At 69.3% G+C, this 10,871-nt stretch carries 16 protein-coding genes; 9 read left to right on the top strand and 7 right to left on the bottom strand.

Annotated features, from left to right (window positions below):
- Positions 1-26: 26 nt before the first annotated feature.
- Positions 27-209 carry an NAD(+)--rifampin ADP-ribosyltransferase gene (locus CFK38_RS04610; RefSeq protein WP_096802026.1) on the bottom strand — a complete coding sequence of 61 codons (183 nt, stop codon included), beginning with the start codon at positions 207-209 and terminating at the stop codon, positions 27-29.
- A 147-nt stretch (positions 210-356) separates the two neighbouring features.
- On the opposite strand from CFK38_RS04610, the gene CFK38_RS04605 reads away from it, so the two are divergent.
- Positions 357-1,076, top strand: a complete 720-nt coding sequence (locus CFK38_RS04605) for a hypothetical protein (RefSeq protein WP_096802025.1) — start codon at positions 357-359, stop codon at positions 1,074-1,076.
- Positions 1,077-1,147: 71 nt separating this feature from the next.
- Here the strand turns inward: CFK38_RS04605 and CFK38_RS04600 are convergent, their stop codons facing one another.
- Complete coding sequence (locus CFK38_RS04600; RefSeq protein ID WP_096802024.1) at positions 1,148-2,050, bottom strand: LysR family transcriptional regulator; 903 nt, start codon at positions 2,048-2,050, stop codon at positions 1,148-1,150.
- Between the two features lie 72 nt (positions 2,051-2,122).
- Between CFK38_RS04600 and CFK38_RS04595 the strand changes: the two genes are divergently transcribed.
- Both CFK38_RS04595 and CFK38_RS04590 read left to right on the top strand, forming a co-directional pair.
- Positions 2,123-3,163 carry a YeiH family protein gene (locus tag CFK38_RS04595; RefSeq protein ID WP_096802023.1) on the top strand — a complete coding sequence of 347 codons (1,041 nt, stop codon included), beginning with the start codon at positions 2,123-2,125 and terminating at the stop codon, positions 3,161-3,163.
- Positions 3,164-3,230: 67 nt separating this feature from the next.
- Positions 3,231-3,662, top strand: a complete 432-nt coding sequence (locus tag CFK38_RS04590) for a universal stress protein (RefSeq protein ID WP_157773349.1) — start codon at positions 3,231-3,233, stop codon at positions 3,660-3,662.
- A gap of 83 nt (positions 3,663-3,745) precedes the next feature.
- Here the strand turns inward: CFK38_RS04590 and arr are convergent, their stop codons facing one another.
- A complete protein-coding gene (gene arr, locus CFK38_RS04585; RefSeq protein ID WP_096802021.1) occupies positions 3,746-4,171 on the bottom strand; it encodes an NAD(+)--rifampin ADP-ribosyltransferase in 426 nt (141 codons plus the stop codon).
- A 154-nt stretch (positions 4,172-4,325) separates the two neighbouring features.
- Between arr and CFK38_RS04580 the strand changes: the two genes are divergently transcribed.
- The 4 genes from CFK38_RS04580 to CFK38_RS17875 all read left to right on the top strand — a co-directional run bounded on the left by CFK38_RS04580 (position 4,326) and on the right by CFK38_RS17875 (position 6,609).
- Positions 4,326-5,753 (top strand): MBL fold metallo-hydrolase, encoded by a 1,428-nt coding sequence (locus CFK38_RS04580; protein ID WP_096802020.1) that lies wholly within the window; start codon positions 4,326-4,328, stop codon positions 5,751-5,753.
- A gap of 1 nt (position 5,754) precedes the next feature.
- Positions 5,755-5,919 (top strand): hypothetical protein, encoded by a 165-nt coding sequence (locus tag CFK38_RS17275; protein ID WP_096802019.1) that lies wholly within the window; start codon positions 5,755-5,757, stop codon positions 5,917-5,919.
- A 9-nt stretch (positions 5,920-5,928) separates the two neighbouring features.
- Entirely contained in the window at positions 5,929-6,171 is a 243-nt protein-coding gene (locus tag CFK38_RS04570) for a hypothetical protein (RefSeq protein WP_096802018.1), read from the top strand.
- A gap of 69 nt (positions 6,172-6,240) precedes the next feature.
- On the top strand, positions 6,241-6,609 hold the full coding sequence (locus tag CFK38_RS17875) for an Ltp family lipoprotein (RefSeq protein WP_096802017.1): 369 nt from the start codon (positions 6,241-6,243) through the stop codon (positions 6,607-6,609).
- Here the strand turns inward: CFK38_RS17875 and CFK38_RS17270 are convergent.
- The 3 genes from CFK38_RS17270 to CFK38_RS04550 are packed head-to-tail and all read right to left on the bottom strand — an operon-like array spanning position 6,512 to position 7,770.
- Entirely contained in the window at positions 6,512-6,961 is a 450-nt protein-coding gene (locus tag CFK38_RS17270; protein ID WP_172895746.1) for a hypothetical protein, read from the bottom strand. The two genes, CFK38_RS17875 and CFK38_RS17270, sit on opposite strands and share 98 nt — an antisense overlap.
- A 13-nt stretch (positions 6,962-6,974) precedes the next feature.
- Positions 6,975-7,565 (bottom strand): helix-turn-helix domain-containing protein, encoded by a 591-nt coding sequence (locus CFK38_RS04555; RefSeq protein ID WP_096802015.1) that lies wholly within the window; start codon positions 7,563-7,565, stop codon positions 6,975-6,977.
- Positions 7,552-7,770, bottom strand: coding sequence for a hypothetical protein (locus CFK38_RS04550; protein ID WP_096802014.1), 219 nt, complete (start codon positions 7,768-7,770; stop codon positions 7,552-7,554). Before CFK38_RS04550 ends, CFK38_RS04555 begins: the two co-directional genes overlap by 14 nt.
- A 698-nt stretch (positions 7,771-8,468) precedes the next feature.
- Between CFK38_RS04550 and CFK38_RS17740 the strand changes: the two genes are divergently transcribed.
- Both CFK38_RS17740 and CFK38_RS04540 read left to right on the top strand, forming a co-directional pair.
- Positions 8,469-8,594: a hypothetical protein gene (locus tag CFK38_RS17740; protein ID WP_275542287.1), complete on the top strand. Its 126-nt coding sequence runs from the start codon at positions 8,469-8,471 to the stop codon at positions 8,592-8,594.
- Between the two features lie 89 nt (positions 8,595-8,683).
- A complete protein-coding gene (locus CFK38_RS04540; protein WP_172895744.1) occupies positions 8,684-8,827 on the top strand; it encodes a hypothetical protein in 144 nt (47 codons plus the stop codon).
- Here the strand turns inward: CFK38_RS04540 and CFK38_RS04535 are convergent.
- Entirely contained in the window at positions 8,819-10,567 is a 1,749-nt protein-coding gene (locus CFK38_RS04535) for an ATP-binding protein (RefSeq protein WP_096802011.1), read from the bottom strand. The genes CFK38_RS04540 and CFK38_RS04535 overlap by 9 nt on opposite strands.
- Between the last annotated feature and the right edge of the window lie 304 nt (positions 10,568-10,871).

The following is a 10,871-nucleotide window of genomic DNA, read 5'->3' as shown; positions in this document are numbered from 1 at the left end:
TTCTACCCGTCACTTTCAGTCAATCATCAACAAAGTACCGGATCGCACACAGGATCAGGACCGACCCGCCTTCGCTCGCGCACCGGGTCCAGGGTGCGGTAGGACCGCGTCGGGTTGCCGGGCAGGCGCTGGTCGGTGTGGTTCACGGCCCGGGTGCCGTGAAGGTAGACGCCCTCCTCGTAGATCTCGAAGGGGACCGGTTCGGTCATCGCGTCCTCACTTTCCGTCGGGCCCTCTCCTACCGGTGCTCATCCTCCCGCATGCGGATCCTCCACGCAGCAGGTACAGGAATCCCGCGCCTCGGGAGGGGGTTCGCCCCGTCGTATCGCCACCCCGGCATCTGGCACCCTTCGGTCATGACGTTCGTCGGGATCCTCGCCTTCTTCGGGCTCGCGGTGGTGACGATGGACGTACTGGGCGGCGCCATAGCCATCAGCGTGCTGCTGCGCGGCGGCACGGTGCGGCATCTGCTGGCCTTCGTGGCCGGGTACACGGTGGTCATCATCGCGGCGACACTGATCCTGCGCCCCCTGCTCGCGCTGCTGAACCGCTGGCTGCGCCCCGTGCTGGATTCGAACAACGCGATCGGCGCGGTGGAGATCGTGGTGGGGCTCGCCCTGGTCGGCTTCAGCGTCCACCAGTTCCGGGCCGCCTCCCGCCCGCCGCTGCCGCACAACCGGCTCGAGCGGCGCTCCACGCCGAAGCGTCTGGCCACCGCCCCGCTGATCCTCGCGGGCGTCGGATTCTCCGCGACCGCGCTGGCCGATCCCGGGTTCACGATCGCCGTCGGCATGGCCTCCCAGGAGCCGCGCCTCCCCCTGCAGGTGGCGCTGCTGGTGCTGTGGAACCTGCTCTACCAGGCACCACTGTGCGCCGTGCTCGGCACGGCACTGTTCGGCAAGCACGAGCTGCTCGTCACGCGGGTGGTGGAGGTGTTCGGTCCCCACCGCCGCGCCCTGCAGACGGCGCTCGCCGTCCTGCTCGCCCTCGCAGGTCTCGCCGTGCTCGGCGACGGCCTTCTCGCGGTGCTCGGCGAGCATGTGCCGTGGCTGCGCCAGCTGCTCCTGCTGCGGTGAGCCGGCCCTGCGGAGCGCACCCGCGCCCGGGACACCGCACGGCGCGGCCACCCCGCACCGTCCCTGCTCGCTCAGGACGCGGCGGCCACCGCGACCAGCTCACCGGCGAGGCCCGTCAGCCGCCGCGGCCCGGACCACACCGCGGTCAGCGGCCGCGTGATGCCGCGACCCTCGAAGGGCACCCGCAGCAGATGACCTCGCGCGAGGTGATCACGCAGGGCCAGCTCGCTCAGCACGGCCGGTCCCACGCCCGCCGCCACCGCGACCCGCACCGCGGCATTGCTGCTGAGCACCTGCGCCGGCTCGACGGGCACGTGCTCGGCCAGCAGCTCCTGCAGCGCCTCCCGGGTCCCCGAGCCCGGCTCGCGCACCACCAGCGGCGTCGCGGCCAGCTCGCGCAGGGAGATCTGGCCCGTGCGCGAGGCCCACTCGTGGTGCGGGCCGATCGCGACGAGGAGCTCGTCCTCCTGCACCACCCGCACGTGCAGACGGACGGGCACGTGCGGCGTCTCGACGAAGCCGAGCTGGAGGTGGCCCTGCTGCACCTGGTCGATGACCTGTGACGAGTTCAGCACGGAGACGTCGATCCGCGTGCCCGGCACCCGTGCACGGACCGCGGCCAGCCACGCCGGCAACAGGGTCTCCGCGATCGTCATGCTGGCCCCCACCCGCAGCCGGGTGGGCGGTGCGTCGCCCGTCTGGATCGCCCAGTCCCGCAATCCTTCGACCGACTCGAGCACCTCGCGCGCGTGCCCGGCGAGCGCCCGGCCGGACGGTGTGGGCACCGCTCCGGCCGGGCGTCTCTCGAGCAGGGCGAGCCCGACGGACGCCTCGAGCTCCGCAAGGGTCCGGCTCGCATTGGATTGCGCCATGCCCACCCGACGCGCGCCCGCACCGACGCTGCCCTCCTCCACCACCGCGACGAACAGCGCGAGCGTGCGGAGGTTCGGCCACCAGTCCTTCGTCACTCCCATATCGAAACCGTATGCCCCGGCATGGTGATTGACAACTGCCGGCCACGCCCTGGCCGCTGAAAGACTCCTCGCATGCTCCAACGCACCCCCGCCCCACCCTCCACCACCGCTCCCGTCCGTGCCGGGAAGGTGCAGAAGTACGTCCCCGGCCTCCTGCTCTGCGCCGGCGCGACCCTCATCGCGATGACCGTCAACGCCGTCCTGCCCGGCGTGAGCCCGCTGATCGTCGCGATCGTCGCCGGGATCGCGCTGACGAACGTGGTCCGTCTGCCCGCTTCGACCTCTCCCGGGATCACGCTGGCGGCCAAGAAGCTGCTGCGTCTGGGCATCGTCTTCCTCGGCCTGCAGCTGGTGATCTCCGACATCCTCTCGCTCGGCGCACCGATGCTGGTGGTCATCGTGTGCATCGTCGGCGGCGGTCTGCTCGGCACGGTGGCGATGGGCCGGCTGCTGAAGATGCGCTCCGGGCAGGCGCTGCTCATCGCCTGCGGGTTCTCGATCTGCGGGGCCGCTGCGGTCGCCGGCGTCGAAGGGGTGACCGACTCCGACGAGGAGGACGTGGTCACCGCGGTCGCGCTCGTGGTCATCTTCGGGACGCTGATGATCCCGCTCATCCCCTTCGCCGGCCAGATGCTCGGCATGGACCCCTATCTCAACGGGATGTGGGCCGGTGGCTCGATCCACGAGATCGCCCAGGTGGTCGCCGCCGGAGGCATCATCGGCGGCGGCGCGCTGGGAGTCGCGGTCATCGTGAAGCTCGCGCGCGTGCTCATGCTGGCCCCGATCGTCGCGATCCTCAGCGTCCGTCAGCGCCGGCTCGGGCACTCCTCGACCGAGGGCAAGAAGCCGCCGATCGTGCCGGTGTTCATCCTCGGCTTCCTGCTCATGGTCATCCTGCGCTCCACCCTCCCCCTGCCCTCCGTCGTGCTCGACATCGGCGGCCTGCTGCAGACGGCGCTGCTGTCCGCGGCGATGTTCGGCCTCGGCTGCGGGGTGAAGATCCGCAACCTCGTGCATGTCGGGGCCCGCCCGTTCATCCTGGCCGCGATGTCGACGGTGCTGGTCGCCGGGATCGCTTTCACCGGCGTCCAGATCAGCGGCCTCCTGGCCTGAGCACGCCGCTCCCACGCCGGGTCCCGCACCCGAGCCCACCACACACGACAGACGCAAGGACATCCCCATGACCTCCACCGCACCTGCCCGCGTGATCGCCGCCGTCGACGGCTCCGAGTCGTCCCTCCTGGCGCTGCGCACCGCTGCCGAGTACGCCGCGACCCTGCAGACAGAGCTGCTCATCATCACCTGCTGGAAGGCCCCGGATTTCTATACCGGAGCCATCGCCGGTGACGCCGAGATCTTCCGGACCGAGGCCGGACAGCAGCAGGAGGCAGCGATCGAGCGGGCGTTCCCCGGCGGCTGCCCGGTCACCGCCACGCGCCGCCTCACCCACGGTCGCCCGGCGCCCGCGCTGATCGCCGCCTCCGAGGACGCGCAGCTGCTCGTGCTCGGCACCCGTGGTCACGGAGAGTTCGCGGCGCTGATCCTGGGGTCGGTCAGCCTGGAGTGCATCACCCATGCTCACTGCCCCGTGCTGACCGTGCGCGCGCAGTGAGATCCGTGTGGGGCCAGATGCTGTGAGCGGCGGCGAGGCGCTGGTGGTGGGCCATTGACCGATCGGCAGGGCCCACGGGGCCGTCAGTCGATGATCTCGTCCTTCCCCGCCCGCCGCAGTTCGGCCAGCCCTTCCTGCATGGCCCGCACGCTCTGCTCGCTGTGCCGCGGCCAGTCCTCGAGCTTGCGCACCACCCGCACCGGCTCGAGCGTGCGATAGGACCGGGTCGGGTTCCCGGGGAACCTCGTGTCGGTGACGTTCGGGTCGTCCTCGAGCTCCCCCGTCGGCTCCACCACGTAGATGCGGGGCTCGGCAGCGCCGCGGGCGAGCTGGGCTCCCCAGGCCGCGGCGTGCAGGGTCGCGGTGACGTAGACGTGCCGCAGCGGAGCGTCCTCCCGGAAGTTCGAGGGCTGGGCCGGGGTGAGCAGCTCCCCCGGCACCAGCTGTGCCTTGGTGCCGTGGAGGTAGACCCCCTCCTCGTAGACCTCGAAGGGCTCGGGCTCGGTCATCGCGTTCTCTCCCCTCGCATCCTGCGCGAATGGCGCCGCCGCCACCCGCTGGCCATCTCCACGCTACGCGCAACCCTCCCGCTTCTCGGGCGCAGGATCTACCCTCGAAGCATCTGCATCCACTGCCGTGTGCGCCCTGCGACCAGGAGGAATCATGCTTCTCGAACGGATCTATGACGAGGACCTGTCCCAGACCAGCTACCTGATCGCCTGCCAGGCCAGCGGCGAGGCGATCGTGGTGGACCCGCGGCGCGACATCCAGGTGTACCTGGACCTCGCCGCGCAGCACGGCCTCACGATCACCGCAGTCACCGAGACCCACCTGCACGCGGACTTCCTCTCCGGCGTGCGGGAGCTGGCCGCCGCCACCGGCGCGACCGCCTTTGTGCCCGGCACCGGTGGCGAGGACTGGCAGTACGGCTTCGAGGCCGAGCGCCTGGGTGACCACGACACGATCGAGCTCGGCAACATCACGATCACTGCCCGCCACACCCCGGGCCACACCCCGGAGCACCTGAGCTACCTGGTCACCGACGGCGCCTTCGCGGACGAGCCCGGCTACATCCTCACCGGCGACTTCGTGTTCTCCGGGGACCTGGGCCGGCCGGATCTGCTGGACGAGGCCGTGGGCATGGAGAACACCCGCTTCGCCGGCGCGAAACAGCTGTTCGCCTCGCTGCAGGACGTGTTCCTCACCCTGCCCGATCATGTCCAGGTGTTCCCCGGCCACGGCGCCGGCTCCGCCTGCGGCAAGGCGATCGGTTCCCTGCCCTCGACCACCGTGGGCTATGAGCGCAGCTTCGCCTGGTGGGCCCCGCACCTGAAGAACGACGACGAGCAGGGCTTCATCGATGAGCTGCTGGACGGCCAGCCCGACGCCCACGCCTACTTCGCGAGGATGAAGCGGCAGAACCAGGAGGGCCCCGCCCTGCTCGGCGAGCGCGTGCTGCCCCGCGAGGTCTCGGCCGAGGAGCTGATGCGCGGACTCGACAGCGGCGACCTGGCCCTGATCGACACCCGACCCCTCGCCGAGGTCCACGCCGGCACCGTGCCCGGGGCGCTGAACATCCCGATGCTCTCCAAGGCCGCCGGCCACATCGCCTGGGCCTTCGACCCGGACACCGATGAGGCGCAGCTGGTGGTGCTCGCCCGGGACGCCGAGCACGCGGCTGTGTATGGCGACCACTTCGTGCGCGTGGGCATCGACTCCCTGATCGGGTACGTCCCCTCGCTCGAGGGCCTGCCCAGCACCGTCCCGTCGGTCATCTCCCCCGCCGAGCTCGAGGGACTGGGTGACGTGCCGCTGGTGGATGTGCGCACCCGCAACGAGTTCGCCGGCGGCACCATCCCCGGTGCCCAGCAGCTCTCCTGCGGGAAGGTGCTGTTCCACCAGAGCGAGCTGCCGGAACCGGACTCCGGACCGATCGTGACCTTCTGCCAGTCCGGGCTGCGCAACACCGTGGCCGCCTCGACCCTGCGCCGCGCCGGCTTCGACATCATCGAGCTCGACGGCAGCTTCGCCGGGTGGGCCCGCTGGAGCGCTGAGCAGTCCCGGACCGCCCCCGCCGAGAGGACCGCCTGACATGTGCCGACCCATCACCTGTTCCACCTGCAAAAAGACCACCTGGGCCGGCTGCGGTGAGCACATCGAGCAGGCCCTCGAGGGCGTGCCCACCGCGCAGCGCTGCCCGGGCCATCCCGAGGTCGCACCGACGAAGGGATTCTTCGCGCAGCTGCTGGGCCGGTGACGCTGCGCAGTGGCCCAGTTCCGCTGCGCCCTCTACGGCACCTCTCTCGAAGCCGGCATGGGCGCCAGGACCGTGTTGCTCAGCGGCACGGTCCGGGAGGACATCGTTCCCTCCGAGGTCCCGGCTCTGGTCGAGGCGATGCGTCGGCTCGTGGCAGAATACGCGCCCCGTGCAATCGTCTCCCGCGCCGAGGAACCCACCCTGCCGCTCTCGGACGCGACCGGGCAGCGACGCCGCTCGAGGAGCTGGTGAGCCGGGCCCGATCGGCGCGATAGCCGATCTCGCGGATGCCCGCGACGCCGAGGGCGAGCACCATGATGCATGAGTCGAGCCCGGTTGCTGGTAGGAGAGGTTCGCCGGGCTGCCGGCGCAGCAGCCGAGCAGGACGCACCGGCCGAGGAGGGCGCGCCTGCCGAGGACGCACCGGTGGAGGGCTCCGAGGTCCCGGCCGATCACACGTCTGCGTCGACGCAGGACGAGTCCTTCTCCTCCACCATGAACATGTCGAAGAAGGGCATCTTCGATCAGCTGACCTCCGCGTACGGCGGCCCGTTCACCCAGGAGCAGGGCAACGTGGGCGCGGGCGAGGTCCTCACTCGTCGTCGGCGCGCGGTTCTCGCGCCAGGTTCTCGGGAGCCCGGAGTGGGACGGGGATCCGCCCCATCCCCAGAATCTGCGCATGTGCGATGAGCTGGGATCGCAGATACGGCCATGCCTCAGCGAAGACGGCGGGGACCCATTCCTCGTCACCGTCCGACCGGCGCTCCGCATCGATACGGAAAGTGACCCGCCCCGAGAAGACCGGGCCGCGCTCCGAGGCGTCCTCGGCGGGGCCCGCACTGCCACCGGTAGTGGATCCGTCGTCGGCCCCGCCGTCGTGAACGGCGAAAACGTCCAGCAGAAGCGTCGCCAGGACAGGGGTGAGCCGGGCCTCCGGGTCGTTCAGGACGTTCACCTTCACGCGGATCGCCACCTCGCGCACGGCCGGGAGGTCGTCGTAGATGCGCTCACCGTCGAGTGCGATGAGCTGGATGTCTTCCACTGCAGCACCCCCGTCAGACACGCGCATCACCCCGGGTCCGTGCGGAGGAATCGGCGGGCGCCGAGTCCTCTCCGACGTAACGGATCGCCATCATGCCTTCCTCCCCCGCGGGAGCGACGATCCCTGTCCACTCGACGACGCTCTCGATCGTCTCGTGCCGCGGATCGCGGCTGGAAAGCTCTACGGTGCGATGTCGCTGGACACCTGGGCCCTCCGATCCCTCGCTCACCGCCGTCTCCATGCGCACGGTGAGGTACGTCGGATCGTCGCCGGCAGAGGTCTGCCGGCGTGACCGTCGCGGCTTCTTGCGGGGCGCGTCCGGCACGCCGGCGAGAGCGAGTTCGAGGTCGAACCCTGACGCCTTGAGCAGTCGAGCCAGTGTGGACACCCGAACGTTTCCGTCACCATTCAGGAGTTGCGAGATCCGGCCCTCGGAGACTCCCATAGCCTCCGCGAGGTCACGTCGAGTGGATAGCTCGCTCATCGCGTGCGCTTCGTTCATCAGGCCCACGGCACGCACCGCCGCGCGAGCAGCGGCGGCATCCTGACGGCGCTCCCTTCGCAGCTGCTCGATCAGCGAGCGGCGCGGTTCAGTGCTTGTCATGGCGCAGGTCCTCCTGTCTCACAAGTCTCGCGAAGCCGATCTCCTTGGGAGGGGTCTTCTGTGCTCTCTTCATGAAGCCCGTGCTGAGCCTCAAGATGTCCTCGAAATCGTCCGGCCAGGGTCGCGGCCTCTGGAAACCGGCGTAGGAGTCGTAGTCGATGGTGGGATCATCCGCTCCGGATCCGTCGGTGTCGAAGAACGTCACCCGAGCCGCCCGATGCTTCAGCTCCCAGACGCCGTCCTGAAGCTGGTTGTACGACCGCCCCGGAGGCGGGTCCCTCGCCGCGCGATGCGATCGCACGCCTCGAGGAACCACGCCCAGATGTCGACCTGCTCATCGGGAGCCAGTGGGGCTTCTCCCTTCGCACCAGGCTCCCCGTCCTGAAGGCCCCGCAGGAACTCGGCGGCCGGGGAACGACCGTTCGTGCGCACGGCGAACTCGATGGTGAAGCACTCGCCCTCGGCTACGAGCCCCCTCTCGACTTTAGCCAATCCTAAACCTCCTTGTGCGCCCGCGCAACGTCTTGCACCACGAACCTCTGGTGGTCTGGTCCGGTGACGTCATCCCCCGGCCGGGACAGACCGGTCAACGCTCCACATTCCGCAGGTGACGGAAACTGATCCACCCCGCCGGCACGGGACCCCTCCGGTGGGCCGCTCACATCACGGCGCAGAGCGTGCACCTCTCCCCCCGACCCCCACCAACGCCGCCCCGGCTCGCAGGCCGAGCCGACCGCAGCCCACCCACAGGGCTGCGGGAGCGCTCACCTCGAGGTGTCATCGGGGTGGGGTCTCTGCCGGTGGACGATATCGAGAAAAGCGCTCCTGACCTGGGATTATACGAGTTGTTCAGACTCGTATCGATCCGCAGGAAGGAGCACCTCTCAGGGGTCCCACCCGACCTTGTTCCAGAGCCTGCGCGACGAGCTGATGAAGATCGAACGGCGTATCGAGGATGTGATCTGCCAGGGACGGGAGGCATTCACCGAGGGCTCCGACTCCTATGACCGCGCGGCGAGCGAATCCTGAACCCAGCGTGCCTGCGCCGCCCCGCACTGTTCCCAGTGCGGGCGCGCGCGGGTATCGCCTGGCTCTTCGACCCGGGCGCTGGAACGATCGTGACCTTCTGTCAGTCCGGGCTGCGCAACTCGGTGGCGGCCCCTGCCCTGCGCCGCACCAGCTCTGACATCATCGAGATCGACGGCAGCTATGCCGGCTGGGCCCGGTGGAGCACTGCCCAGGCGTTCCCGACGTCACTGTGAGTCTCCCCTGAAGCGATAGTAGAAACCAGGACCACGACGGCTCTCTCGAGATGGCGCGAGATCACCCTGCTGCTCCAGTGCTCGCAGCACGCCGCCCACGTTCGTGCGCGCAGCACCCACGATGCTCCCGAGCTCCGTCGTGCTGATGCGCCCCCGCGCCCGCGCATACGAGCGCGCGATCTGTTCGCGCGAGGAGGCCCGGCTCGTGACTCCCGACGACCGGCGGAGAGCAGCGAGCGCCTCGACGCTCTCCACCTCCATCGCGACGGACGGCACTGGCGCCGACGGCGGGATGCCGTCGATCTCGTGACACACCGGCCGCCCGGCACGGCGGTGATCCAAGAGCCTCTCCACCGCCTGGCGAGACTCCGCGACCGTCAGCTGAAGCAGCGGGTGGAGATCCACCGGATCAGTCCACCTCTGCGCAGACAGGTGATGGAGAGCCATCAGGACCCTGAGGTCTCGACGCGGGTCGGGCTCGATGCTCGAGATCCACTCGATCCACCCCAGATCCGGGCGCTCACCCGCAAGCACCGTTCGTACGGCAACCCCGTCGAGCTCTTCGATCACGGGCGACGGGTGTCCATGGCGGATCATGTCTGCGAACATGCGGTCCACCCCGATCCCCTGCCGTTCGGCGATCCTCAACGTGGCCAGCAACTGACTGAGGTCCTTGTTCCGGGAGACCGGTGGGTGGTTGATGATGTTGTCGCTGCGCACGCCACCATAGAACCCGCCAGGGCTCGTGACCCGCAGCGTCCTGCCGATGTGCTCCACCGTCGTCGGTCTCTCGTCCGTCCATTCCCGATGGGCGACGCCATTGACGATCGCTTCTCGCACGGCGCGTTCCGGGAGCGCTCGAACGCGCCCGATCACCAGTCCCCGTTCGACATGCACTTCGGGGTTGTATGCCCGCACCACGGCGAAGACCTCCGCGAGCTCCTCGAGCACCGACCGTCCCGGTTCGTGGATCCGTTCCTCGCTGTCCGCACCTGCGCCAGGACGTCGGATGAGATCCAGTGCCGTAGTCCGGCGCCCCGCGAAGAGCAGCGCACCGGCATTGGTGAGCGTGCCGTCATCCTTGATCACGGCCAACCGCCGCAGCAGGTCATCGTCCGAGGCCTCGGCGAGGTCCTCCGCGCGGGGGTCTCCCGAGAGCTGAAGGAAGTCGCGCGCGATCTGCACCGCCTGAGCACGGACCTGAGAGGGCCGCAGGCCACTGCTCTGCGCCGACCAGTCGTAGCCCCAGGCGCGCGAACGTCGTTCGTGCCATGTGGCAGGGTCGACGTCTTGGCACTGGTCGCCGACGCGCCAGGTGATCCTGTTCTGCCATCGGATCGGTTCGACGGCCGGCGGGCAGCGGATGATGAGTACGCGCGCACCACGCACCTGTGCTTCCGTGACGACCGTCGTGTAAGCCTGCTGGAGCAGTTGGTAGAGACGGACCTGCAGCCAGTCGACGTCGAGTTCCGCACCGATCGGGTTCGCATCGGCGGCGACCCCGACGATCAGCGCTCCGCCGCCGGGGGAGTTCGCCATGCATGCGACCTCGCCTGCAAGTTTCTTCGCTGCGGACTCGTTGCGAGGCCCTCCTGGACGGAGAGCTCCTTCCGCGTCTCGTCGTCCCGCCTCCTCCTTGAAGTCGAACAGGCGACGCTCACCGGGGTTCTCACCTCGCTCGAGAGCTCGGAGAGCATCATGGACGGCGTCGGCGACCGGATCGATCCCGAAAAGTGTCATGAGGTGGCGCCCTCTCCGTCAGTCATACTTTTCCCTGCATGAAAGTATACAGACAGCGCCATCCGGGAGATGTTCATACTTTCTTGCCCTCCAAAGTATGGTTGACTCGTTCCGCACGACCTCCCCATACTTCTGCCGGCACATCCTCATCCAGATCGCGTGCTGCAGAGTCGCGTTCTCCGTCCGACCGCCGGTCGCCACCTACCACCGGATTCCAGCGGCTCGCTGGACGCGGCCGAGGCAGGCTCCCGGTGCCGAAGCGACCGCAGCCCATTGGCCACGAACGTGACGGTCGAGGAGCCCA

This window comes from Brachybacterium vulturis, from assembly GCF_002407185.1.
In the GTDB taxonomy this organism is placed as follows: domain Bacteria; phylum Actinomycetota; class Actinomycetes; order Actinomycetales; family Dermabacteraceae; genus Brachybacterium; species Brachybacterium vulturis.
Note: the sequence above shows the minus strand (reverse complement) of the source record. Positions and strands in the feature narration are given on the sequence as shown.

Coding starts and splice junctions, on each gene's coding strand:
- CFK38_RS04555 (WP_096802015.1), bottom strand. CDS start 7,565: ATGACAAGCACTGAACCGCGCCGCTCGCTGATCGAGCAGCTGCGAAGG.
- CFK38_RS04600 (WP_096802024.1), bottom strand. CDS start 2,050: ATGGGAGTGACGAAGGACTGGTGGCCGAACCTCCGCACGCTCGCGCTG.
- CFK38_RS17875 (WP_096802017.1), top strand. CDS start 6,241: ATGAGTCGAGCCCGGTTGCTGGTAGGAGAGGTTCGCCGGGCTGCCGGC.
- CFK38_RS04605 (WP_096802025.1), top strand. CDS start 357: ATGACGTTCGTCGGGATCCTCGCCTTCTTCGGGCTCGCGGTGGTGACG.
- CFK38_RS04590 (WP_157773349.1), top strand. CDS start 3,231: ATGACCTCCACCGCACCTGCCCGCGTGATCGCCGCCGTCGACGGCTCC.
- CFK38_RS04535 (WP_096802011.1), bottom strand. CDS start 10,567: ATGACACTTTTCGGGATCGATCCGGTCGCCGACGCCGTCCATGATGCT.
- CFK38_RS04595 (WP_096802023.1), top strand. CDS start 2,123: ATGCTCCAACGCACCCCCGCCCCACCCTCCACCACCGCTCCCGTCCGT.
- CFK38_RS04580 (WP_096802020.1), top strand. CDS start 4,326: ATGCTTCTCGAACGGATCTATGACGAGGACCTGTCCCAGACCAGCTAC.
- CFK38_RS17275 (WP_096802019.1), top strand. CDS start 5,755: ATGTGCCGACCCATCACCTGTTCCACCTGCAAAAAGACCACCTGGGCC.
- CFK38_RS04610 (WP_096802026.1), bottom strand. CDS start 209: ATGACCGAACCGGTCCCCTTCGAGATCTACGAGGAGGGCGTCTACCTT.
- arr (WP_096802021.1), bottom strand. CDS start 4,171: ATGACCGAGCCCGAGCCCTTCGAGGTCTACGAGGAGGGGGTCTACCTC.